This is a genomic window from Curtobacterium sp. MCJR17_043 (genome assembly GCF_003224315.2).
Taxonomy (GTDB): domain Bacteria; phylum Actinomycetota; class Actinomycetes; order Actinomycetales; family Microbacteriaceae; genus Curtobacterium.
Window position 1 is genome coordinate 2702279 of the sequence record NZ_CP126259.1, and the last position, 23405, is coordinate 2725683.

Annotated in this window: 16 protein-coding genes, 3 tRNA genes and 8 pseudogenes; 5 read left to right on the forward strand and 22 right to left on the reverse strand. The window is 72.4% G+C overall.

What is annotated here, in order from left to right; translation table 11 throughout:
- Positions 1 to 112 precede the first annotated feature (112 nt).
- The 6 genes and pseudogenes from DEJ15_RS13920 to DEJ15_RS13945 all read right to left on the reverse strand — a co-directional run bounded on the left by DEJ15_RS13920 (position 113) and on the right by DEJ15_RS13945 (position 3027).
- A tRNA-Met gene (locus DEJ15_RS13920) sits at positions 113 to 189 on the reverse strand.
- 49 nt (positions 190 to 238) lie between these two features.
- Positions 239 to 310 (reverse strand) — tRNA-Thr (locus tag DEJ15_RS13925).
- 135 nt (positions 311 to 445) lie between these two features.
- Positions 446 to 910 carry a M23 family metallopeptidase gene (locus tag DEJ15_RS13930; RefSeq protein ID WP_284175149.1) on the reverse strand — a complete coding sequence of 155 codons (465 nt, stop codon included), beginning with the start codon at positions 908 to 910 and terminating at the stop codon, positions 446 to 448.
- A 995-nt stretch (positions 911 to 1905) separates the two neighbouring features.
- Entirely contained in the window at positions 1906 to 2061 is a 156-nt protein-coding gene (locus DEJ15_RS13935) for a hypothetical protein (RefSeq protein ID WP_349814899.1), read from the reverse strand.
- Positions 2062 to 2182: 121 nt separating this feature from the next.
- Positions 2183 to 2740: pseudogene (locus tag DEJ15_RS13940) on the reverse strand (inositol monophosphatase family protein); the annotation flags it as partial.
- 203 nt (positions 2741 to 2943) lie between these two features.
- Positions 2944 to 3027, reverse strand: a tRNA-Tyr gene (locus tag DEJ15_RS13945).
- Between the two features lie 211 nt (positions 3028 to 3238).
- Between DEJ15_RS13945 and DEJ15_RS13950 the strand changes: the two genes are divergently transcribed.
- Together DEJ15_RS13950 and cls are read left to right on the forward strand one after the other, a co-directional pair.
- Positions 3239 to 3727 (forward strand): YajQ family cyclic di-GMP-binding protein, encoded by a 489-nt coding sequence (locus DEJ15_RS13950; protein WP_110824634.1) that lies wholly within the window; start codon positions 3239 to 3241, stop codon positions 3725 to 3727.
- Between the two features lie 28 nt (positions 3728 to 3755).
- Positions 3756 to 5216: a cardiolipin synthase gene (gene cls, locus DEJ15_RS13955; protein ID WP_110824635.1), complete on the forward strand. Its 1461-nt coding sequence runs from the start codon at positions 3756 to 3758 to the stop codon at positions 5214 to 5216.
- Here cls and DEJ15_RS13960 read toward each other — a convergent pair.
- From DEJ15_RS13960 to DEJ15_RS13975, 4 genes and pseudogenes are all read right to left on the reverse strand, one after another.
- Positions 5111 to 6343 (reverse strand): heparan-alpha-glucosaminide N-acetyltransferase domain-containing protein, encoded by a 1233-nt coding sequence (locus tag DEJ15_RS13960; RefSeq protein ID WP_284175150.1) that lies wholly within the window; start codon positions 6341 to 6343, stop codon positions 5111 to 5113. The genes cls and DEJ15_RS13960 overlap by 106 nt on opposite strands.
- 2 nt (positions 6344 to 6345) lie before the next feature.
- A pseudogene (locus DEJ15_RS13965) lies at positions 6346 to 7723 on the reverse strand (FAD-dependent oxidoreductase).
- Between the two features lie 57 nt (positions 7724 to 7780).
- Positions 7781 to 8859: pseudogene (locus tag DEJ15_RS13970) on the reverse strand (polyprenyl synthetase family protein).
- A gap of 47 nt (positions 8860 to 8906) precedes the next feature.
- Positions 8907 to 9701, reverse strand: coding sequence for a demethylmenaquinone methyltransferase (locus DEJ15_RS13975; RefSeq protein WP_110824639.1), 795 nt, complete (start codon positions 9699 to 9701; stop codon positions 8907 to 8909).
- Positions 9702 to 9849: 148 nt separating this feature from the next.
- Here DEJ15_RS13975 and DEJ15_RS19665 point away from each other — a divergent pair.
- Positions 9850 to 11111: pseudogene (locus DEJ15_RS19665) on the forward strand (isochorismate synthase).
- A 121-nt stretch (positions 11112 to 11232) separates the two neighbouring features.
- On the opposite strand, the gene menD reads toward DEJ15_RS19665, so the two are convergent.
- Positions 11233 to 12849: a 2-succinyl-5-enolpyruvyl-6-hydroxy-3-cyclohexene-1-carboxylic-acid synthase gene (gene menD, locus DEJ15_RS13990; protein ID WP_349814719.1), complete on the reverse strand. Its 1617-nt coding sequence runs from the start codon at positions 12847 to 12849 to the stop codon at positions 11233 to 11235.
- 185 nt (positions 12850 to 13034) lie between these two features.
- Entirely contained in the window at positions 13035 to 13325 is a 291-nt protein-coding gene (locus tag DEJ15_RS13995) for a PLDc N-terminal domain-containing protein (protein WP_284175152.1), read from the reverse strand.
- A gap of 81 nt (positions 13326 to 13406) precedes the next feature.
- On the opposite strand from DEJ15_RS13995, the gene DEJ15_RS14000 reads away from it, so the two are divergent.
- A complete protein-coding gene (locus DEJ15_RS14000; protein WP_110824643.1) occupies positions 13407 to 13718 on the forward strand; it encodes a DUF4229 domain-containing protein in 312 nt (103 codons plus the stop codon).
- A gap of 22 nt (positions 13719 to 13740) precedes the next feature.
- On the opposite strand, the gene DEJ15_RS14005 is transcribed toward DEJ15_RS14000, so the two are convergent.
- The 4 genes and pseudogenes from DEJ15_RS14005 to DEJ15_RS14020 form a co-directional block, all read right to left on the reverse strand.
- On the reverse strand, positions 13741 to 14736 hold the full coding sequence (locus DEJ15_RS14005) for a 1,4-dihydroxy-2-naphthoate polyprenyltransferase (RefSeq protein ID WP_258365933.1): 996 nt from the start codon (positions 14734 to 14736) through the stop codon (positions 13741 to 13743).
- 85 nt (positions 14737 to 14821) lie between these two features.
- Positions 14822 to 15961, reverse strand: a pseudogene (locus DEJ15_RS19670) (AMP-binding protein).
- Positions 15961 to 16891 (reverse strand): annotated as a pseudogene (locus DEJ15_RS14015) (1,4-dihydroxy-2-naphthoyl-CoA synthase). Before DEJ15_RS14015 ends, DEJ15_RS19670 begins: the two co-directional pseudogenes overlap by 1 nt.
- A 59-nt stretch (positions 16892 to 16950) precedes the next feature.
- Positions 16951 to 17322: a hypothetical protein gene (locus DEJ15_RS14020; RefSeq protein ID WP_110824646.1), complete on the reverse strand. Its 372-nt coding sequence runs from the start codon at positions 17320 to 17322 to the stop codon at positions 16951 to 16953.
- Positions 17323 to 17573: 251 nt separating this feature from the next.
- Here DEJ15_RS14020 and DEJ15_RS14025 point away from each other — a divergent pair, with 251 nt between their 5' ends.
- Positions 17574 to 18533 (forward strand): o-succinylbenzoate synthase, encoded by a 960-nt coding sequence (locus DEJ15_RS14025; protein ID WP_284176216.1) that lies wholly within the window; start codon positions 17574 to 17576, stop codon positions 18531 to 18533.
- 90 nt (positions 18534 to 18623) lie between these two features.
- Here DEJ15_RS14025 and ccsB read toward each other — a convergent pair.
- From ccsB to DEJ15_RS14050, 6 genes and pseudogenes are all read right to left on the reverse strand, one after another.
- Positions 18624 to 19566 (reverse strand): annotated as a pseudogene (ccsB, locus tag DEJ15_RS14030) (c-type cytochrome biogenesis protein CcsB).
- Between the two features lie 126 nt (positions 19567 to 19692).
- Complete coding sequence (gene resB, locus DEJ15_RS19675; protein WP_502866111.1) at positions 19693 to 20817, reverse strand: cytochrome c biogenesis protein ResB; 1125 nt, start codon at positions 20815 to 20817, stop codon at positions 19693 to 19695.
- 106 nt (positions 20818 to 20923) lie between these two features.
- A pseudogene (locus DEJ15_RS19680) lies at positions 20924 to 21187 on the reverse strand (cytochrome c biogenesis ResB family protein); the annotation flags it as partial.
- Positions 21188 to 21371: 184 nt separating this feature from the next.
- On the reverse strand, positions 21372 to 22118 hold the full coding sequence (locus DEJ15_RS14040; protein ID WP_110824648.1) for a cytochrome c biogenesis CcdA family protein: 747 nt from the start codon (positions 22116 to 22118) through the stop codon (positions 21372 to 21374).
- 3 nt (positions 22119 to 22121) lie between these two features.
- Positions 22122 to 22742, reverse strand: coding sequence for a TlpA family protein disulfide reductase (locus tag DEJ15_RS14045; RefSeq protein ID WP_110824649.1), 621 nt, complete (start codon positions 22740 to 22742; stop codon positions 22122 to 22124).
- Positions 22742 to 23401 (reverse strand): histidine phosphatase family protein, encoded by a 660-nt coding sequence (locus DEJ15_RS14050; RefSeq protein WP_284175153.1) that lies wholly within the window; start codon positions 23399 to 23401, stop codon positions 22742 to 22744. The genes DEJ15_RS14045 and DEJ15_RS14050 overlap by 1 nt, the downstream gene beginning before the upstream one ends.
- Between the last annotated feature and the right edge of the window lie 4 nt (positions 23402 to 23405).

Consider the following 23405-nt stretch of genomic DNA (forward strand, 5'->3'; position numbering starts at 1 on the left):
CGCCGGCGCGACCTGGGGTCGGACAGCCGGCGACGACGAAAGCCCGGCGCTGGTGCGCCGGGCTTCCCGTCGTTGCGATCGTTCTGCACGGTACCGACCGTGCCGGTACCACTGGTAGCGAGGGCGGGACTTGAACCCGCGACACCACGATTATGAGCCGTGTGCTCTAACCAACTGAGCTACCCCGCCAGGGATCCGCGGTGATCAGCACTGCGGGAGTGATCACACTGCGAGTCGGAGCCCCGAGTCAGGATTGAACTGACGACCCCTTCCTTACCATGGAAGTGCTCTACCACTGAGCTATCGGGGCGAGTACCGCGAGCGGCACCACACGAGGATAGCAGACCCCCGGCGCTGGTCTGGAACCGACCGTGACGCCCGGGCGCGCCGTCCTCGTGGATACCGACCGCGTGCACGTCGTGCGTGCGGACGGCATCCGTGCGGACTACTCCGCGTTGGCCTCGAGCCACGCCAGCGGGTCCACGGGGACGCCGTCGATGCGGATCTCGAGGTGCAGGTGCGGGCCCGTCGAGTTGCCCGTGCTGCCGACGAGACCGAGGATGTCCCCGACCTTCACCTGCTGGCCCTGGACGACCTCGAACGAGTTGTCGAGCATGTGTCCGTAGACGCTGACGAACTTCTTGCCGGCGACGTCGTGCTCGACCCACACGTCGTTGCCGAACGCACCGTCGTTCGCCTGGACCTTGATGACGGTGCCGTCCGCGACGACGCCGATCGGCGTACCGGCCCCGGGAGCGAAGTCGACGCCCTGGTGGAAGGTCGAGCAGAACGAGCACCCGGCGACCTGGCGACCGCCGAAGCCGGAGGAGATCGGCACGGCCGTCGGGAACGGCCAGCGGATGGCGCCCGACGTGTCCCCGGCGACGCTCGTGCCGGGAGCGGTGGCCACCCCCCGCTGCACCGGCGACCCCGCTCGTGGCCACGCCGGGCTTCGGGCGGACGACGCGCTGCACCTGCGAGACCGTGTAGGCGTCGCGGTCGACCGAGCCCTCGACGGCGTCGCCGACGGAGAGCGACTGGACCTCCTGCACGGAGGCACGGACGGTCGCGGCGCCGGGCTGCGGCACGTAGAGCGCCTGCGCGGGGAGCGAGGTCGACACGACGAGCCCCGCGGTGAACAGGAGTGCACCGACGACCGTGACGCCCGAGGCCGTCCGGCGGAACGAGGCGCCGTGGCCCGGACGCGGGGTCGCCGCGGTGGAGCGGGCGATGTGCCGGGTGGCACGGTCGACGCGGGCACCGGCGGCGGGCGTCGTCCGACCCGTGGCACGCGCCGTCGTGCTCGTGCCGCGCTCCGGACCGACGGGGCGTCCGGCACGCTTCGCTCCGGAGGCACGCTGCGCGCCGACGCCGCGCTCCCGGGCGGCGGACCGCTCCGAGGACGTGGGGCGGTCGGACGCGGCGCCGCGGGGAGCCGTGGCGGCACGACGGGACGCCGGGGCGGCCTCCGCCAGCGGAGCGACCACCGGGGACGCCGGGGCCGGCGGGGTTCGGGGCGCAGCACTCGAGGCGGGGAGCACCGGGGACGAGGGAGCCGGCGGGGTCACCGGGCCGGAGTCCTGCGAGGTCGACCCGTTCGACGCGGTCGCTGCGGGACGGACGGCATCGTCCCGACGACGGCTCGGCTTGGCGGCAGCGCGTTCGGCTTCGATCCGAGCTCGTCTCGTCAGGTGCACGGACGGCGTCGCCTGGGAGGCGTCGCGGTCGATGGTCGTGGGCGTCTGCGAGGAGTCGAGCATGTGTTCGGTAGCGATCCTGAGTTCGAGGCACGGGCGCTCGTCGGTAACGAGCAGGTAACGGGACTCCAGAACGCTAGCAAAGGTCGGTGCTCCCCGCCAGTCGTGTGGTCGTCCGTGCAGGACCCCCCAGAGCGGGTGGCGTCGCTCAGTCCCCGAGGACGTCCTCCTCGAGCGTGCGGACGAGGGTGACGAGGTCCTCCGCGATGCTCGGCGCGGCGAACAGGAAGGACCGCGTGTCGCCGGCCTCCCACGTCCGGACGACGGCCCCCGCGGCAGCGGCGACGATCGAGCCGGCCGCCATGTCCCACGGGTTGATGCCCCGCTCGTAGTAGGCGTCGACCGTCCCGACCCCGACCGCGCAGCAGTCGAGCGCGGCCGCTCCCCCCGCGGCGCACGTCCCGCACCTCGGTGATGAGCCCGGCGAGGACCGCGGCCTGCTCCCACCGCCGGTCGGCGGTGTAGCCGAAGCCGGTCGCGACGAGGGTCTCCGCCAGGGACGCCGGGGCGGCGACCGCGACGGGCCGCCCGTCGAGGGTCGCTTCGCCGTCGGCCACCGCGCGGTACACCTGCCCGGTCGCGGGCGCGATGACGACCCCGGCGACCGGTTCCCACAGTGCCGGGTCGGGGACACCGCGCACGACCGCGATGCTCACCGCGTAGGCCGGGCTGCCGTACAGGTAGTTGACCGTGCCGTCGATCGGGTCGACCACCCAGGTCAGACCGGACGCACCGGCAGCGGCCCCGGACTCCTCGCCGAGGAAGGCGTCGTCAGGCCGGGCCGCGGCGATGCGTCGCCGGATCAGGGCCTCGACCTCGCGGTCGGCGGCGGTGACGACGTCGGCGATGCTCGACTTGCGGTCGGCGACCTCGACACCTTCCGCGCGTCGACGCACGGCGAGCGCGGCGGCCTCGCGGGCGATCGACTCGGCCAGGTCGGCGAGGGCGTCAGGGGCGTCGGTGACGATCTGGGCGTCTGTCATGCCCTCGATCCTGCCCCAGGCCGCCCGCGGACCCGCCGGGACGCGGACGGACCGCCGTCGAACAGAGCCGCGGGAACGCGGATGGCACCGCGAACACGGGAGGCACCGGGGACACGGGAGGCACCGGGATCACGATCGGGGGGCGGGAACACGAACGGCCCCGTCCGGAGACGGGGCCGTGCTCCCAGCTTCCTGCTGGACGGTGGCGAGTGAGGGATTCGAACCCCCCGGAGGCATACGCCGGCTGATTTACAGTCAGATCCCTTTGGCCGCTTGGGTAACTCGCCATGTGCGCACCCGGCCCGTGTCGTCACCGACCGAAGGCGCGGTGAAGAGCATAGCCGATGTCCGGCGGTGCTCGCGACCACGGTCGCCGCCGCAGCCGCGAGACGGGGCGGACCGGGCCTCCAGGCGGCCCGTCCCGGACCGGACCGGCGTTCTCCACAGCCGTGCGGCCCGGAGGAACGCGGCGTCGTGCTGCCGGATAGGCTGTCGGGCATGGCAGACAGCTCCTTCGACGTGGTCAGCAAGGTCGACAAGATGGAGGCGGAGAACGCCCTCAACCAGGCGGCGAAGGAGATCGAGCAACGCTACGACTTCAAGGGCGTTGGTGCATCGGTCGCGTTCAGCGGCGAGGACGTGCTCATCAAGGCCTCGACCGAGGAGCGTGCCCTGGCCGTCCTCGACGTGCTCCAGACGAAGGCGATCAAGCGCGGCATCAGCCTGAAGAGCCTCGACGCGGGTGACCCGTACCCGTCCGGCAAGGAGTTCCGCATCGACGTGTCGTTCAAGAACGGCATCGAGCAGGACGTCGCCAAGAAGATCGGCGCCTTCATCCGGGCAGAGGCGCCGAAGAGCGTGAAGAGCCAGGTGCAGGGCGACGAGCTCCGCGTGTCCTCGAAGAGCCGCGACGACCTCCAGCAGACGATCCAGCTGCTCAAGGGCGAAGACTTCGACGTGCCGCTCCAGTTCATCAACTTCCGCTGACCGCCCGCTCCTCCCCGCACCCGACACCGTGGAGCACTGGCTCGTCGTCGCACTCGTCGTCGTCCTCATCCTGTTGGACCTGGCGGTCCGGGCGTTCTCGCTCGTCTACGTCCCGATCGACCGCAAGCCGCAGACCGCGACCGCCTGGTTGCTCGCCATCTTCCTGATCCCGTACATCGGGTTCATCCTGTTCCTCGTCCTCGGGTCGACGAAGTTGCCCCGGTCCCGTCGGGAGAAGCAGACCGAGATCAACCGCTACATCCTCGAGCAGACCGAGGGCATCGAGCGCGTCCGCCGCGACCACCCCTGGCCGGCGTGGCTCGAGAGCATCACCCGCCTGAACCGTCAGCTCGGGGCGATGCCGCTGGTCGGCGGCAACCAGGCGGAGCTGTACCCGCACTACGACGACGCGTTCGCCGAGATGACCAACGCCGTGGACGACGCGCGACGGTTCGTGCACGTCGAGTTCTACATCGCCTCGCTCGACCCCACCACACGGCCGTTCTTCGAGTCCCTGGCGCGGGCGCGGGCTCGCGGCGTGACCGTCCGGTTCCTCATGGACCACTGGGCGAGCAAGAGCTACCCGCACTTCAAGGAGACGCTCGCGTTCCTCGACGCGGCCGGCATCGAGTGGAACCTGATGCTGCCGCTGCAGCCGTTGCAGGGGAAGTTCCAGCGTCCCGACCTCCGCAACCACCGCAAGATCCTGGTCGTCGACGGTTCGGTGGCGTTCACGGGATCCCAGAACCTCATCGACCGGTCGTACGACCTCAAGGCGAACATCGACCGTGGCCTGCGCTGGCGCGACCTGTTTGCCCGCTTCGAGGGTCCGGTCGTCGCCGGCATCAACGCGCTGTTCGTCACGGACTGGTACAGCGAGACCGACGAACTCCTGCTGCGCGAGAGCGATCCCGTGCACCGTGCCGACCGCGCGGACGCCCTGGACTGCCAGGTCGTCCCGTCCGGTCCCGGGTTCGACGGCGAGAACAACCTCCGCCTCTTCAACGCACTGCTGTACTCGGCGCAGGAGCGGGTGACGATCACGTCGCCGTACTTCGTGCCGGACGACTCGATGCTCTACGCCATCACGACGACGGCCCAGCGCGGGGTGCAGGTCGAGCTGTTCGTCGGGGAGATCGGCGACCACGCCATGACCTGGCACGCCCAGCGCTCCTACTACGAGGGCCTGCTGCGTGCGGGCGTGCGGATCTGGCTGTACCGCGCGCCGACGGTGCTGCACGCGAAGCACTTCACGATCGACGACGACGTCGCCGTGATCGGGTCGAGCAACATGGACATGCGCTCCTTCACGCTGAACCTCGAGATCTCCGTCATGGTGCGCGGCCGCACGTTCGTCCAGGCCCTGCGCGGGGTGCAGGACGACTACCGTGCGGCGAGCCGCGAGCTCACGCTCGACGAGTGGCTCGCGCGGCCCCGCCGGTCACGGGTCTTCGACAACATCGCACGGCTCACCGCAGCGCTGCAGTAGCGGGGCGGAGGGGCACCACCGACGCGACGGCTGCGGTCAGCCGTTCGAGCGGTCCGCGGCCGAGGAAGCTCCGCCAGGCCATCGCGAACAGCACGGCCCCGACGGTGAACGCCCACCAGGTCGTCGGCCCGTGCGGCAGCTCCGGCCACGCCGCGATGACGACGAGGTGCAGCGCGTAGACGCTGAGCGGCATCGACCCGACGGCGGCCAGCGGGAACGCGACCCGCGCGAGGACCGGACCGTGTCCGTCGAACACGAGGCGGCACAGGGCGATCACGGCGACGGCGACCGCGGCCGTGCCGACGACGTCGACGATCGACGACGAGTGGTCCCGCGGGGACAGGAACACCTGCGCGACCGCCTGCCCGGTGTCCGAGCCAGCCGGCACGAAGGGCACCCCCCGGGAACGCACCGGTGGTGTCCGCGGGCACGGGCGCGGCCACAGCACCGACGACGTACGCGGCAACGGCGACCCCGGCGGCCGCCAGGAGGAGCACGACGTGTCGCACCGTGTCGGTCCCGTCCGCTCGTGAGCGGGTGCGCGCGACGGCGAGGCCGACGAACACGTACGCAGCGAACGTGACCACCGGGTAGACGAGTCCGAGCTGCACCCCGGCCATCCCGGCATCCGCGTACACGGGCAGGACCGCGATCACGACCGGTGCGGACGCGAGCGCACACGCCGCGGCGAGCACGAGCAACGCCCACGGCCGCCAGCGGAGGACGGGCAGCGCGAGCAGGAACAGCGCGCCGTACGTCGGCAGGACCACGTAGACCGGCGTGCCGAGCGTCATGAGCAGCAGCCCGACGGCGACCACGACCACGGCCCGGAGCGCCAGGCGGGCCCGGATCCGTCCGATCGTCGGCGGGCCGGGAGGCGCCTCCCGGCCGCTGACGAGTCCGATCGACACCCCGGCGAGGACGGCGAACAGCGCCGCCGAGCGACCGTTCACCACGGCGCTCCAACTCGCCGGGTCGGCCCAGTTGACCTGCTCGGCCACGTCGCCGACGTGCGCCGCGATCATGCCGAGCAGTGCTACCGCACGAGCGACGTCGACACCCACCAGGCGCCCGGACGACGGCGCGCCCGGCACCCCGGTGTGGGGTGCCGGGCGCGTTCCGGTCATGCTCAGCCCTGGGACCCGGCGCGGTTGCGGCGGAGCGAGACGTCGATCATCTCGTCGCGCGGTACGACCTTGACGCGTGCGCGGCCCTCCGCCTCGCCGAGCGCGATCTCGTGCTCGTCGAGCGCGTGCCATCCGTCCAGGTCGGTGAAGTCGACGCCGCGTTCGCGGAGGAGCGCCGGGACGGCCTCCTCGGACGGGTCCTCCGGCGTCCACCAGCTGCCCTGGTCGGTGACGATGTGCTGCACGGTCTCCATCGCGTCGGACTTCGTGTGGCCGATGAGGCCGACCGGACCACGCTTGATCCAGCCGGTCGCGTAGACGCCCGGGATCGGGGTGGCGTCGGCGTCGAGCACCTGACCCTCGTGGTTCGGGATGACGCCGTAGCGCTCGTCGAACGGGACGCCGGGCAGCGGCGAACCGACGTACCCGACGGCGCGGTACAGCGCCTGGATCGGCAGCTCCCGGACCTCCCCCCGTGCCCTCGACGCCGCCCTGCCCGTCCGGACGGGTGCGCTCGTAGCGGATGGCGCGGACCTTCCCGTCCTCGTCACCGAGCAGTTCGAGGGGCTTCGCGTAGAAGTGCAGGTGCAGGCGGCGGCTGGCCGTGCCGACCTCGCGCTTCCGCCACTGCTGCAGGACACGGTCGATGACGGTGACCTGCTTGTTCGTCTGGATCGCGAGCTTCGAGGCCTCGTCGTGGTCGAAGTCCTCGTCGTACACGACCATGTCGACGTCGCGGAGTTCGCCGAGCTCGCGGAGCTCCAGCGGCGTGAACTTCACCTGCGCGGGTCCACGGCGACCGAACACGTGCACGTCCGTGACCGGCGAGGACCGCAAGCCCTCGTAGACGTTCGCCGGGATCTCGGTGGGCAGCAGGTCCTCGGCGTGCTTGGCGAGGATGCGGGAGACGTCGAGGGCCACGTTGCCGTTGCCGATCACCGCGACGCTCTCCGCCGTGAGCGGCCAGGTGCGCGGGACGTCGGGGTGCCCGTCGAACCAGCTGACGAAGTCCGCGGCGCCGTACGACCCGTCCAGGTCGATGCCCGGGATGTCGAGGTCGGCGTCCTTGATGGCGCCAGTCGAGAAGACGACCGCGTTGTAGTGCCGCTTCAGGTCGTCGAGGGTGATGTCCTGACCGAACCGCACGTTGCCGAAGATCCGGATGTCACCCCGGTCGAGCACGTCGCGGAGCGCGTTGACGATGCCCTTGATGCGCGGGTGGTCGGGCGCGACGCCGTACCGGACCAGCCCGTACGGGGCCGGGAGTTGCTCGAAGAGGTCGATCGAGACGTCGAAGCCACGTGCCTCCCGCAGGAGGATGTCCGCGGCGTAGATGCCGGCCGGACCGGCGCCGACGATGGCGAGTCGGAGGGTGGGCACTGATCGGTCTCCAGTTCGTTCAGGTCAGCGGACGCGGCCGAGGACCGCCGCCGCGGGTCAGCGGCTGCGGTCGACGACCGTCTCCGCGAACCGGGTGAGGGCTCGTTTCACCGTGCCGTCCGGCAGCGGGGCCAGTGCGGCCACCGCCTCGTCGGCCCAACCGGCGGCGAGGGCCCGGGTGGCCCGGGTCGCCTCGTGGTCGTGGAGTTCGGCGACCGCGCTCTGGTACGCCTCCGAGTGGACGGCGTCGTCGGGGGGCGTCCCGCACGTCGCGCTCGATGCGCGCGAGCAGCGCCGCTGCGCCCGCGTCGGCCGAGGCGCGACGGCGGAGCTGGAGCAGCGGCAGCGTGTCGACACCGGCGCGGAGGTCGTTGCCGGCGATCTTGCCGGTCTTGTCCTTCGCCGGGGCGAGGTCGATGACGTCGTCGACGAGCTGGAACGCGACGCCGACCTTCTCCCCGAACGTGCCGACGGCGTCGAGCAGCGAGCGGTCCGCCCCGGAGAACATCACGCCGGCCCGGGCTGCGGTGGCGATGAGCGAGCCGGTCTTGTCGCTGAGGACCTGGATGTAGTGCTCGACCGGGTCGTCGTCGGGCTGCGGGCCCGTCGTCTCGTGCAGCTGCCCCATGCAGAGGCGCTGGAAGGTCTCCGCCTGCATGCGGATGCCCTCCGGCCCGAGGTCCGCCGTGATGAGCGAGGCGCGGGCGAAGAGCAGGTCGCCCGTCAGGATCGCGATGTTGTTGCCGTACGTGACGTGGGCGGCCGGGACACCGCGGCGCACCGGCGCCTCGTCCATGACGTCGTCGTGGTAGAGCGACGCCAGGTGGGTCATCTCCACGCTCACCGCGGCCTTCACGACGTGGTCGGTCACGCCGTCGCCGAGCTGGGCGATGAGGAGCGTCAGGGTCGGGCGGATGCGCTTGCCGCCGGCGGAGAGCAGGTAGCGGCTGGTCGTGTCCGCCAGCGTGTCGGCGGAGCGCATGGCGTCCTCGAGCCCCTGCTCGACGAGCTCGAGACCGTCGTCGACCGCGGCGATGAAGCGCCGGTCCGCGGGGGGTGGCGAACAGCCGCTCCCCGATGCCCAGGGAGGCTCGGAGACTCGGCGCGCGTCGTGCGACCGGGACACTCGGGTTCAACTGCTGCTCCGTACTCGCAGGTGGCGGTGGGGACCTGGGCCGCGGGCCTAGGCCTGGGCCTCGGGCTCGACGCGGGGCTGCTCGCCCGTCGGCTGGTGGTCCCGACGCGCCTTCGCACGACGGGCAGCCGACTCGCGGACGCTGCCGGCGACGGGCTTCCGGCCGCGGTGCAGCGCGACGATCCCGGCGGTCAGGTTGCGGTGCGCCACCATCGTGAAGCCGACGCCGCGGAGCCACTGGCTGAGGACCTGCTGCTCGGGCCATGCCTCGATCGACTCGGCCAGGTAGCGGTACGCGGCCGGGTTGCTGCTGGAGAGCTTGGCGATGCCCGGCAGCACGCGCTTGAGGTACGTGTTGTAGCCGAACCGGAGTGCGGCGAACGGCGGCGTCGAGAACTCGCAGATGACGAGCCGGCCACCGGGCTTGAGGACGCGGAGCATCTCGGTGAGTGCCTGCATCGGGTCGTTGACGTTGCGCAGCCCGAACGAGATCGTGACCGCGTCGAAGGACTCGTCCTCGAACGGCAGGTGTTCCGCGTCGCCCTCGACGAAGGTGATCTCGGGGTGGCGCTCACGACCGACCGCGATCATGCCGGACGACAGGTCGAGTGCCGTGACCTCGGCACCCTTCTTGGCGAGGGCCGCCGAGCTCGTGCCCGTCCCAGCCGCGAGGTCGAGCACGCGCTCGCCCGGCTGGGGGTCGACGGCCTTGACCGTCGCGACGCGCCACAGCGGGGCGTTGCCGGCCGACAGGATGTCGTTGGTCAGGTCGTACTTCGCCGCGACGTCGTCGAACATGGCCGCCACTTCGTCCGGCCGCTTGTGCATGTCCGCTCTGCTCACCCGGTCATCCTAGAGCCCACGACCCGGCGCTTCCCGGCAGCCGTGCAGGAGTGGAGCACCCCGGGCGCGTCCCGCACGGGCGTGGCGGTGTGCACACCCGCCCCGGGACCCGGCGGCCGTCGTGCGGGTCGGCGCGTAGCATCGGTCCGTGACCCGTCCCGCCACAGCGGTGCAGCCGCTCACGGTCTCGACCCGGATCCTCGACGACCCGGGCGCCGTGCTCCGCCACACCCTCGCCGAACACCCGCTGGCCTTCGTGCGGAACGGGGACGGGATCGTCGGCATCGGCGAGGCGCTCCGGTTCGAGTTCTCCGGCCCGGGTCGGATGCGCGAGGCGTCCGCCGTCTGGCGCGACGTCACCGCCGCCGCCACCGTCGACGACCCGGTGCGCATGCGGGGCAGCGGACTGGTGGCGTTCGGGACGTTCGCCTTCGCGGACGACTCCGACGCGACGAGCGTGCTCATCGTGCCGCGTGTCGTGGTCGGCCGTCGGCGGGGTCGCGCGTGGATCACCGCGATCGACACGACGGACTCGCCCGCACCCCTGCCGTTCTCGAGCACGTCGGTCCCGGTCCCCCCGCGTCGGCCCGCACGTCTCGGTGCCGCTCCGCCCGGGTGCGGTGGACGAGGACGCGTACGCCGCCTCGGTCGCCGCCGCCGTCGGTGCCATCGCGGACGGCCGCGCGCAGAAGGTCGTGCTGGCGCGGGACCTGGTCGGGACGCTGCCGCCCGGCGCCGACCGCCGCGCGGTCCTGCTCGACCTGGCGGCCGCGTACCCGTCCTGCGTCACCTTCGCGGTCGACGGGCTCGTCGGCGCCACCCCCCGAGACGCTCGCCCGCACCGAGGGCCGGACGCTGACCGCACGGGTGCTCGCCGGCAGCGCTGCCCGCGGTGCCGACGCGGAGAGCGACCGCGTGGCCGCGGAGACGCTCGCCGCCAGCGCGAAGGACCTGCAGGAGCACGCCTTCGCGATCTCGAGCCTCGTCGCCTCGCTGCGTCCGATCGCTGCCGACCTCCGCGTCGACCCGCAACCGTTCCGGCTGCAGCTGCCGAACCTGTGGCACCTCGCCAGCGACGTCGAGGCCGTGCTGCCCGCCGGGGTCACCGCGCTCGACGTGGCCGATGCGCTGCACCCGACCGCCGCCGTCGCGGGCACCCCGACCGACGTCGCCGTCCGCCTGGTCGCCGAGCTCGAGGGCGTGGACCGCGGTCGGTACGCCGGTCCCGTCGGCTGGCTCGGGGCCTCCGGTGACGGCGAGTGGATGCTCGCCCTGCGGAGCGCGCAGATCGAGGACGACGGGACCGTCCGTGCCTGGGCCGGTGCCGGGATCGTCGCCGGTTCGGACCCGGCGCGCGAGGTGGCGGAGACGCGGCTGAAGTTCCGACCGATCACGGACGCCCTGGCCTGAGCGCCGGGACGACCGGCCGGGCGTCGGGGCCGCCGGGCTGGCTGGCCTCAGGAACGGCGCCCCCCCGGACCCCGTCAGTCCGCCAGCGGCACCTCGATGACCACACGTCCGGCGGGGTCGGTCAGCACGCGCTCCAGGTCCCCCCCACGTCGCCGCGCGCCGGTACTCCCACCCGAGCCCGGTCACGACGCGCTCGACGTCGACGTGCTGCGGCGTCGTCATCATCCGCCGCATGTCCTCGGGTGCCGTGGTCGCGGCGACCTCGAGTCCGCGGAAGATCGCGCCGCCGACGTCGTTCCCGACGACGACCTGGAGCCGAGGGCGGTGTTCCTCGGTCCCGGTGACGAGACCCCCCGAGGTCGTGCAGGAACGTGAGGTCCCCGACGACGACGCGGGTCGTGCCGACCGTGCCGGCCGCGGCCTCGAGCGCGGTCGCGATGCCGAGCGCCGTCGAGATCGTCCCGTCGATGCCCGCCAGACCCCGGTTCGCGTGCACCCGGATCTTCTTGCCCGGGACGGTCATGTCGGCCTCGCGGATGATCTGGGACGCCCCGAAGACCAGTCGGTCGTGCGGCCACGTCGCTCCCCACACGGCCTCGGCGAGCATGGCCCGGTCCACCGGACGACGGCGCAGCGCGACCTCGTCCTTGAGGAACCGGTTCCGTTCGGCGCGGTCCGCGGACCGCTTCGCGTCGAGGTCCGGTCCGGCGTCGCCGCCGCCGAGCAGCGACCGGCTCGCCGCCACCCAGCGTCCGACCCAGGCGCGGTGCGCGGGGCCGGTCGGTCCGGTCACGCGGACGTCCGAGACGACCTGCGTGGACGCCGACGGCCGGGAGGCCCGTGCCGGGTCGTACACGTCGGCACCGGCTCCGCGGACCACGATCGTCTCGACGTCCGCGCGCTGCAGGAGCGCCGGCACCTCGCGGCTCAGCGTCGGGTGCCCGAGCACGACGGCCCGACGCACACGACCGCCGAAGGACTCGTCCCGGAGGAGGTCCCGGTAGGCCGCTACGGCGTTGCGTCCGAAGCGCGCCCCGCTGGAGACCTCGGCGAGCAGTGGCGCTCCGAGCTCCCACGCGATGCGCTCGGCGTCGACGCCGGCGTCGTGCCCGGCGATCACGACCGTGGCCGGCTCGTCGTCGGGGGCGAGTTCCGCCGCCGGCAGCGCTGCGGCCGTGCGGCGGAGCGCGTACTCGCGGTCGACCTCGTCGTCCGGGACGCCCTCGACGCCGTCGAGTCCGGCGGAGAGCGGTTCGCGGAACGCGAGGTCGAGCTGGACCGGGCCGGGCTGCCCTGCGTGACCGGCGGCAGCGGCCACGGCCTCCCGGACCAGGGCCCGGACGGTGGCGCGCACGTCGTCGTCCACCCCGTGGGTGCTCGGCGCCTGGACGTCCCGGACGAAGTCGACGGCCGACCCGAACATGCCCGGCTGCACGGTGGTCTGGTTGCTGCCGATCCCGCGGAGTTCGGCGGGCCGGTCGGCCGAGACGACGATCATCGGCACGCCGGAGTGGTGTGCCTCGAGCACGGCAGGGTGCAGGTTCGCGACCGCGGTGCCCGAGGTCGTGACGACCGCAGCGGGTCGACCGGACTCGACCGCGAGACCGAGCGCGAAGAACCCGGCCGTCCGCTCGTCGAGGCGCACGTGCACGCTGATGCCGCCCGCGCGCTCAAGGGCGACGGCCGCGAGTGCCAGGGCCTGCGAACGGGAACCGGGACTCACGACGACATCGGTCACGCCGGCCCGCGCGAGCTCCTGCAGGAACGCGAGTGCGAAGTCGGTCGCGGGGCTGCCGGACCCGACGCTGCCGTCAGCGGACGGTCCGTCGGCGGACGGTCCGTCAGCGATCGGGGCGGCCGTCGTCGTCGCCGTCGTGGAACTGTTCTTCGAGGGATCGGAGGGTCGCGTCGTCCTGGTCCTTGTCATCGCTCAGCAGCCCGGGAGGCGTCGTGCCCCCCGAGGAAGTCCGGGTCGTCTTCGGGACCACGGTACCCGGCACCGCCGCCCCCGCCACCGCGCTGCCCGCGCGCCGGCGTCCGGCCGAGCAGGAACCACAGCACGCCGCCGACGACCGGGAGCACGAGGACGAGCAGGATCCAGATGCCCTTCCGCAGCGACCGCACGCGGGACCGGGGCATGGTGGCGCAGTCGATGAGCGCGAACACCGTGAACGCCACGGCGGCGACGACGATGACGAGCCACAGTCTGACCATCTCCGGAGTCTAGGTCGGCAGCCTGTGACCGCCCTCCGACCGTCACGGGGACGCCGAGCCGTGCGTCCGTACACTTGCAGGGTGAAAGCGTGGCTCGTCTACACCCTCGCCCGGCTCGGCATCTTCGCGGCGGCGCTCCTCCTGCTGCTGCTGGTCGGCCTGCCCTGGTACTGGGCGGCGATCGGCGCAGCCCTGATCGGCCTGCTCGTGTCGTACATCGCGCTGCCCGGACTCCGGAGCGCCGTGACGTCGTCGATCGCCCAGCGCCGGGCCCGCCCGGAGCGCGACGCCGACAGCGACTTCGAGGACGACTTCGTCGACGCCGCCGACTCCGATCCCGCCCACGAGGCGGGCCGCACCGGCACGGGCGGCACCGACACCGCGAAGCAGTAGCGGCAGCGCAGGCGTCCGGCCGCTACGGCTGGACGGCGAGCGTCGCGGCGAGCACGACACCGAACGCCAGCGCCGAGAACGACGACAGCTGCAACGCCGTGATGAGTTCCCGGGGCTTGCGCGAGGACACGCCGATCGCCAGCGCCGGCAGCGCGAGCAGGAGCGAGAAGTACGTGTACCCGCTCCGGAAGTAGAGCAACACGAACCAGACGAGCACGACGTACGGCAGCATCAGGAAGAGCGCGAACAGCACGCGGGCGACCGGCCGACCGACCACGACCGCCAGGGTGCGCTTGCCCGCCGCGGTGTCCTCGTCGATGTCACGGATGTTGTTCACCATGAGGACGGCGCACGCGAACAGGCCCGCGGCGACCGCTGCGGCCCAGCCGCTCAGGGTGACCTGACGGATGAGCACGAACTGGGTGCCGAGCACCGCGACCAGCCCGAAGAACACGAAGACGAAGACCTCGCCGAGCGCGTTGTACCCGTAGGGCTTCTTCCCACCGGTGTAGAACCAGGCGGCGACGATGGCTGCTGCTCCGACGAAGAGCAGCCACCACAGCTGGGTGAGCAGCACGATGACGAGGCCGGCGACCGCCGCGAGACCGAAGAACGTCAGCGCCACCGTCAGGACCGTCCGCGGTCGGGCGAGCCCCGATCCGGTGAGCCGGGCCGGACCGACCCGGAACTCGTCCGTGCCGCGGACCCCGTCCGAGTAGTCGTTGCTGTAGTTGACGCCGATCTGCAGGAACAGCGCCACGGCGAGGGCGAGCAGCGCGATGGCGACGCGTCCGTCCGTCGACAGGAACGAGCCGAAGTCACCGGGGACCCGGCTGTCGACGTAGGCCACCCCGGTTCCGAGGACCACCGGGACGACGCCGAGCGTCAGGGTCCGCAGCCGTGCTCCGCCGATCCAGTCGCTCGCGGTCGCGCGGCGGGTGTTCCGCTGCGGCGCTGCCGCCTTCGCCGGGTTGCCGGACCTGCCCTTGGGACGTGTCGTCTTCTTCGCTCCTGCCACGACCGCCCATCGTATCCGCGCGTGGTGCGTCCGTCGCACGACCACCACCGGCGGGACGACCCGGCGGGTCAGGAGCCCGGGCTGCTCAGGCGTCCGGATCAGCCAGCGCGCGGACGGCTCGTCGGTCGGGCTTGCCCGACGGGAGCATCGGCATGCGGTCCACGACGAGCACCACGGCGGGACGGGCGGCACGGCCGAGTGCGTCGCCGACGCGGGCCCGGACGACCTCGAGCGGCACGGCCCGCTCCGTCACCACGACCGGCACCTCGCCCCACTCCCCCGACGCCCGGCGCGTCACGACCGCGCCGTCCTGGCCCGGCAGCTCGCGCACGACCCGCTCCACCGCGCCGAGCGGGACCTTCTCCCCGCCGGAGACGACCACGTCGTCCAGTCGACCGGACACCCGGACGCGTCCGTCCTCGATCGTCGCGGCGTCACCGGTGCGGTACCAGCGACGGCCGTCACGCTCGGTGAAGACGGCCGCTGTCCGCTCGTCGTCACCGAGGTACCCCTCGGCGAGCATCGGTCCGGTCAGCTGCAGCTCGCCGTCGAGCACCTCGGCGTGGACGGTGTCGAAGGGGACGCCGTCGTAGACGCAGCCCCCGCTCGTCTCGCTCGCGCCGTACGTCGTCACGACGCGGACACCGGCACCGCGCGCCCGGTCGGACAGTGCGGCGGGGGGTCGCCTGCCCGCCGACCAGCACCGCGTCGAACCGCGCCAGGGCCGCGGTGGCCCGGGGGGTCGTCGAGCACGCGCGCGAGCTGGACGGGCACGAGCGAGGTGTACCGACGCGGGCCTGCCGGGCCGACCTCGAGCCGGTCCGCTGCGTCGGCGAACGCCCCGGCGTCGAAGTGCCCGGGCGGGACGACGACCGGGGTCGTGCCCGCGACGATCGACCGGGTCAGCACGTTGAGCCCCGCGATGTAGTGGGTCGGCAGGGCGAGCACCCAGCCGCCCGGACCGCCGAGGGCTGCGTCCGCGGCGGCGGCACCGGCGAGCAGCGCCGCCGACGACAGCGCCACGCGCTTGCCCGTCCCGGTGGAGCCGCTCGTCTCGACGACCAGGGCGACCCCCCTGCGGGACGTGGGTCGGCGCGCGCGTCGGCAGCGGCGGACCGTCCACCGCGACGGGGAGCAGTGCGGGGCCGCCGGTCAGGGCGGCCTCCAGTCCGCGGAGCACGACCAGCGGGTCTGCTGCGCTCGTCGCGACCAGCGGACGCGGCATCAGTAGTGCCAGGGGAACGCTGTCCAGTCGGGCGAGCGCTTCTCGAGGAAGGAGTCGCGGCCCTCGACGGCTTCGTCCGTGCCGTACGCCAACCGCGTGGCCTCGCCGGCGAAGACCTGCTGACCGACCATGCCGTCGTCCACCGCGTTGAAGGCGTACTTGAGCATCCGGATCGCGGTCGGCGACTTGCCCAGGATCGTCTCGCCCCAGCGGATGGCCTCGCGCTCCAGGTCCTCGTGCGGCACGACCTTGTTCACGGCGCCCATCTCGTAGGCACGCTGGGCGGAGTACTCCTCGGCCAGGAAGAAGACCTCACGCGCGAGCTTCTGGCCGATCTGCTTCGCGTAGTAGGCGCTGCCGTAGCCACCGTCGAAGGAGCCGACGTCGGCGTCGGTCTGCTTGAACTTCCCGTGCTCCGCGCTCGCGATGGTGAGGTCGCAGACCGCGTGCAGCGAGTGCCCGCCGCCCGCCGCCCATCCGGGGACGACCGCGATGACGACCTTCGGCATCATCCGGATGAGGCGCTGCACCTCGAGGATGTGCAGCCGTCCCATCGACGCCTGGGCGGCAGCGGGGTCGACGCCCTCCGGCGGTGCGCCCTCGTCGCCCACGTACTGGTAGCCGCTCCGGCCCCGGATGCGCTGGTCGCCGCCGGAGCAGAACGCCCACCCGCCGTCCTTCGGGCTCGGCCCGTTGCCGGTGAGCAGGACCACGCCGACGCGGGGGGTCCTGGCGGGCGTCGTCCAGTGCCCGGTGGAGCTCGTCGACCGTGCGCGGGCGGAAGGCGTTCCGTACCTCGGGGCGGTCGAACGCCACCCGGACGATGCCGCCGGAGACGTGCTTGTGGTACGTGACGTCGGTGAACCGCTCGGCGATCGGAGCAGCGGTCCAGACGTCGGGGTCGAACAGGTCGGAGACGGCAGAGGGCATGTCCCGAACCTACCGCGGGCCCCGGTGGCCAGGTCCGCTCCCGCCCGGTCGGACCGCTCCTACTGCATGCCGGCGAGCATCTCCGGCGCGACGATGACGACGAGCACGATGAGGATCACCGGGTTCGCGAAGAAGGCGAGCACGACCCCGACGACCCCGTACCAGCGGCCGAACGACCCGACGGCCGAGATGAACCCGAGGACCGCCGCGACCAGGGTGAGGAAGACGACCACGAAGCAGATGCCGAACGCGAACGTGGTGTCCCCGCCCATGAAGACGGCGAAGGCGCTCGCGTCCACCGCCGCGGCGACGACGGCCAGGCCGAGCGCGATCTTCCCGATGACGGGGTTGCGGCGACGGCGGTCGGCAGGTTGACGGCGGACGTCGACGGTGCCCTGACGCATGAGCCGCGCGAACTCGTCGGTCGCCACCGAGCCTCCTCGTCGATCCACCTCGTCGCTCCACGGTCGGCTCCGTGGACGGTGCCGACCCGGCCGACCGGTGGTCGACCGGAGCGATGGTAGTGCGCTGCCCTGGCGGTCCCCTCGGAACAGCCGGGAGGACCCATGGAGCGTGCTGCGAGGATGGCCGCGTGCCCGATGTGACCCCGCCGACCACTCCGTCATCACCGTCCGACCACGGCGCGCCGTCGTCCACGGCCGCCGTCCCCGACCTCGACGACCTGCTCGCGACCGCCAGGGTCGTCGCCCTGCCGATGCGGGTCCGCTTCCGCGGCATCACCGTGCGCGAGGCACTCGTCCTCCGCGGCCCCGAGGGGTGGACCGAGTTCTCCCCCTTCGTCGAGTACGACGACGCCGAGGCCGCCGCGTGGCTCCGCGCCACCATCGACTTCGGGTGGACGCCGCACGGACCGGCGGCCGACTCGGTCCCGGTCAACGCGACGGTGCCCGCGATCGCCGCGGCGGACGTCCCCGACCTGCTCCGGCGCTACCCCGGGTGCACCACCGCGAAGGTGAAGGTCGCCGAGCCCGGGACGGGCATCGAGGACGACGTCGCCCGGGTCGCCGCCGTCCGCCGCGCGATGGGCGAGGACGCCGCCGTCCGCGTCGACGCGAACGGGCTCTGGTCGCTCGACGACGCGACCCGCGCCCTGGAACGGCTCGCTCCGTTCCGCCTGCAGTACGCCGAGCAGCCGGTCGCCTCGGTCGCGGACCTCGCCGCCCTCCGGTCGCGCGTGGCGGGCCTCGGTGTCCCGATCGCGGCCGACGAGAGCGTCCGCAAGGCCGCGGAGCCGCTGGCCGTGGCCCGGGCCGGAGCCGCCGACGTCCTCGTGGTCAAGGCGCAGCCACTCGGCGGCGTCACCGCGGCACGCGCGGTGATCGCCGAGGCCGGCCTGCCCTGCGTGGTCTCCAGCGCGCTCGACACCTCCGTCGGGCTCGGGATGGGCGCGTTCCTCGCCGCCGCTGCGATGGCCCCCGGCTACGCCGCCGGACTCGGCACGGGCGTGATGCTCACGGGCGACGTGACCGCCGACCCGCTCGTGCCCGTCGACGGGCGGATCGCCGTGCGCCGGGTCGAGGCGGACACCGCCCTGCTCGAACGCTGGGCTGCGGCTCCCGACCGCACCGCGTGGTGGGAGGCGCGACTGCGTCGGGTGCACGCGCTCCTGACCGCGCGGTGACCACGCCGCCCACACGACGGACGGGAGGCCCGACACCAGCTGGTGTCGGGCCTCCCGTCCGTCCGGAGCCGCGTCGTCGACGCGCCGGTGTCAGAGCCCGGAGTAGCTGTGCAGCCCCTTGAAGAAGACGTTGACCACCGAGAAGTTGAACATCACGGCCGCGAAGCCGATGAGCGCCAGCCACGACGAGCGCGCACCACGCCACCCACGGGTCGCGCGGGCGTGGATGTACCCGGCGTAGAGCACCCAGATGATGAAGGTCCAGACCTCCTTGGTGTCCCACCCCCCAGTACCGGCCCCAGGCGCGCTCGGCCCAGATCGCGCCGGCGATGAGCGTGAAGGTCCAGAGCACGAAGCCGACCAGGATCACGCGGTAGCTGAGGACCTCGAGGCGGTCCGCGTCGGGCAGCGTCGCCATGAAGCGCAGCTTCCGCGACTCCGGACGTCCCAGGCGGTACGTCTGGACGAGCTGCGCGACCGCGAGTCCCGCGCCGAGGGCGAAGAACCCGGTGCCGGCGATGGCGACGAAGACGTGGATGACGAGCCAGTACGACTGCAGCGCGGGCTGCAGCGGCACGACGGGCACGTAGTAGTTCACCGTCGCGATGCCGAGCAGGATGATCGTCAGGCCGGTGATGAACACACCGAGGAACTTGAGGTCCTGCCAGAACTGCACGAGCAGGAACACCAGGATGATGAGCCCCGTGCCCGTGAGCGAGAACTCGAACATGTTGCCCCACGGCACCCGCTCGGCCGCGATGCCCCGGAGGACGATCGCGCCGACGTGCACCACGAGGGCGAGCACCGTCATCGCCATGCCGACCCGTTCGAACCGGGATCCGCGCTGACCGCCGCCCGGGCTCTGCTGCTCGACGCGCTCGAGGACGACGGTGCCGCCCTGGACGGTCGCCACCGTGGCCGCTGCCCCGTCACGCGAGGCGGTTCCGGTCGCCGAGCCGGCCGCGCCGACGTCTCCGGCGCGCTTGGCCATGTCGAGCGCGAACGAGATGAACGCGATGACGTAGACCGCCATCGCGGAGTACGTCAGGACCACCGAGTAGGTGGCGAGTGTTGTCGTGTTCACTGGGCGATCCTAACTCCGAGGTCCGACATGTGCCGCTGAGCGATGTCCGCCACCGCCCGCTCGAGGTTCGGGTCCTCACCGCGGGCCAGACCCGCGTACTCGAGGTCGAACTCCCCCGTGCTCCGCTCCCGTCCGCCGCACGGCCTTGACCCACACGCGTCGGCGCGGGACGAACAGCGAGGTGAGCAGGCCGAGCACGGAGAGGATCGCGAAGGCGGCGACCCAGAGCTGCGACGGGTCGTGGTGCACGTCGAGGGACACGTAGCGCTTCACCCCGTCGAAGGTGATCGACCCGGCGCCGTCCGGGAGCTGCTTCGTCTCGCCGGGCTTCATCGAGATGCTCGGGGTGTCCGCCTGCCGGCCCGCGATCTGCGTCAGCCCCTTCGTCGAGAGCTGGTAGACGCTCTGCGGGACACCGTCGTCCAGGCCGAGGTCGCCCGTGTAGACCTGCAGCGACAGCATCGGGTTCTCGGTGTCCGGGTACGCCGACGCGAAGGCACCGGTGCTCTGCTTCACCGCGGTCGGGTAGAAGAACCCGATCATGCCGAGCTGGTCCGGTGACGCGTCCGGGACCTTGATGACGCCGGTCGAGGTGTAGTTCGCGTCCTCGGGCAGGAAGGGCACGACGTCCTGGAACGCCACGTCGCCCTCGCCGTCCCGCACCGTGACCTGCATCGCGTAGCCGTTGCCGAGCAGGTACACGTTCGTCCCGCCGATCGCGAGCGGCTCGTTCACGCCGAGTCGGCTCGTCTTCTCCGCGCCGTCCCGGGTCCGGCCGGTCACGGTCGCGGAGTAGTCGGTCGCCTGCCCGAGCGCGTCGAGGTTGGTCTCCTCGTACTTCGTCTCGAAGTCGTCGAGCGTCAGGTTGTAGCCCTGCAGGTCCGACTGCGAGAACCAGCGGCCGGGGTTGAACGAGTCGTACGAGCCGAGGACGTTCGTGAAGGTCTGCCCCTCGACGAGCAGTCGCTGGCCGGTGTAGCTGAACCCGCCACCGAGGCCGACGGCCAGGAGCACGCCCACGAGGGCCGCGTGGAACACCAGGTTGCCGGTCTCGCGGAGGTACCCGCGCTCGGCGCTGACGGAGTCCCCGAACCGCTCGACGCGGTAGCCGGAGCGCTTCAGCTGCGCCATCGCGGACGTCACGGCGTGGTCGACGGACGGGAGGCCCGGGGCGGCGTCCGCCCCGGCGGTCGCGGCCACGCCCTCCGCGCCGGCACCGGTCGCGGTGGCACGGACCGTCTCGGGGGGTCACCGCGACGGTGCGGAAGCCGGCGAGCCGACCGAGTCGCGCCGGCGTCCTCGGGGGCCGTGTCCGCAGCGCCTGCCAGTGGTGGCGGGTGCGCGGCACGATGCAGCCGATGAGCGACACGAAGAGCAGCAGGTAGATCGCCGAGAACCAGACGGACGTGTAGGTGTCGAACACCTGCAGCTTGTCGAGGACCGGGAAGAGCGTCGGGTGGTCGTTCTCGTACTGCACGACGCCGTTCGGGTCCGCCTGCCGCTGCGGCACGAGCGACCCCGGGATGGCCGCAAGGGCGAGCAGCATGAGCAGGAAGAGCGCCGTGCGCATGCTCGTCAGCTGACGCCAGGCGAAGCGGAGGTACCCGACGACACCGAGCTTCGGCTGCGCGATCCCGTCGTCCCGGGCGCTCGACGCGGCCGGGGTCGCGTCGACGTGGTCGGACGGTCGCTGGGGGTCCGACGTGCGGTCGGCACCGGTCCCGGCCTCGTCGACCAGGTCGTCCTCGTTGCGCTCAGACCGCGGGGACAAAGCTCTGGATCACCGCCCCGACGCTCGACATGACGGCCGACCAGATGCCGGTGACCATGAGCAGACCGATGACGATCAGGATCGCTCCTCCGATGATGTTGACGGTGCGCATGTGCCGCTTGACGACGCCGATCGCGCCCGAGGCCCATCCGGCGCCGAGTGCGACGAGCAGGAACGGGACGCCGAGTCCGATGCAGTACGCGATGCCGAGCACGACGCCCTGCCAGGCGCTGCCGGACTGGAAGCTGATGAGGTTGATCGCCGCCAGGGTCGGGCCGATGCAGGGCGTCCACCCGAGCGCGAACACGATGCCGAGCAGCGGGGCGCCGAGCAGCCCGGTGCGCGGGGTGAAGGACGACTTGACGGTCCGCTGCAGGAACGTGAACCGTCCGATGAAGACCAAGCCCATCGCGATCACGACGATGCCCATGAGCTGCACGATGAGGTCCCGCCAGCGCACGAGCCAGAAGCCGACCGCGCCCGCCGCGGCGGACCCCAGGACGAAGACGACGGTGAAGCCGAGCACGAACAGGAGCACGCCGAGGAGCACGCGTCCGCGCGAGTGCCGCGAGCCGTCGGCGATCCCGCCCACGTACCCGAGGTAGCCCGGCACGAGGGGCAGCACGCACGGCGACAGGAACGAGACGAGCCCGGCGAGCGCCGCCACGGGCAGCCCGACGAGGAGCTGCCCGCTGAAGATCGCGTCGGCGAAGGGGTTGCCGCTGGACACCGGTCAGGACGCCTTGCCGGTCAGCTCGTCGTCCACCAGGGTGGTGAGGATGCCCGGTCCGTCGACCGCACCGAGGACCCGCGCTGCGACCCGGCCCTGCTCGTCGAGGACGATCGTCGTCGGCACGGCGTTCGGGGCGATCTCACCGGAGAGCGCGAGCTGCATGGTGCCGGTCCGGGCGTCGAGGACCGTCGGGTAGTCGACGCCGAACTTGCGCTCGAAGGCCTCCGCGGTACCGGCCTCGTCACGGACGTTGACGCCGATGAACTGCACGTCGTCGTCGGCGAACCGGTCGTGCACGGTGTTGAGGTGCTTCGCTTCGGCCCGGCACGGCGGGCAGCCGGCGTACCAGAAGTTGATGACGACGACGTCGCCGCGCATCGCCTTCGACGACAGCTCGTCGCCCGTGATCGACTCAGCGGTGAAGTCGACGGGGTCGGAGCGGTCGGCTGCCGCGACCTCGGTCACCGCACCGGTCCCGGAGATGTAGTTCTGGGTGCTGCCGTTCCCGTACTGCTTCGACAGGGAGTCGTTGCTCGAGGAGCAGCCGACGAGCACGAGCACCGTCGCGATCGCGATCGCTGCAGCACCGGCGGTCCGGGTCCGGGTGCGGGTTGTGCGCATCACACTGCTCCTTCGTCGGTGGCCGAGGCGCGGAGCTCTGCCGCCGGGTCCGCGTACCCGACCTCGGTGAACCGGACGGCCGCGGTGCCGGGGGGTCCGCACGAGGGTCGTGATGCTCGAGAGGTCGCACCGGCGCTTCCGGGGGGTCGTGCCAGAGGGGCTCCCCCCGCCAGCCGACGGTGCACCATCCAGATCGGCAGCTGGTGGCTCACGAGGACGACGTCGCCCTCGTCGACGCTCTCCCACGCGGTCGTGACGGCGGCGAGCATCCGGTTGGCGATCGACTCGTACGCCTCGCCCCAACTCGGGCGCATCGGGTTCGCGATCCACGGCCACTCACTCGGCCGACGGACCGAGCGCTTGGTGAACCCCGGCGGCTGGCCCTCGTAGCGGTTCGTCGGCTCGATGAGCCGTTCGTCGATGCGGACGTCCAGGCCGTAGGCCGCCGACCACGGCGCGGCCGACTCCTGCGTGCGCTGCAACGGGGAGGCGACGATCGCCCGGACGTCGATGCCGGCGTCCTTCCAGGCAGTGGCCGAGGCCTGGGCCATCCGGGTGCCGAGCTCGCTCAGACCGAAGCCCGGGAGCCGCCCGTAGAGGACACGGTCGGGGTTGTGGACCTCGCCGTGCCGCACGAGGTGGATCTTGGTCGCGGGCATGGGT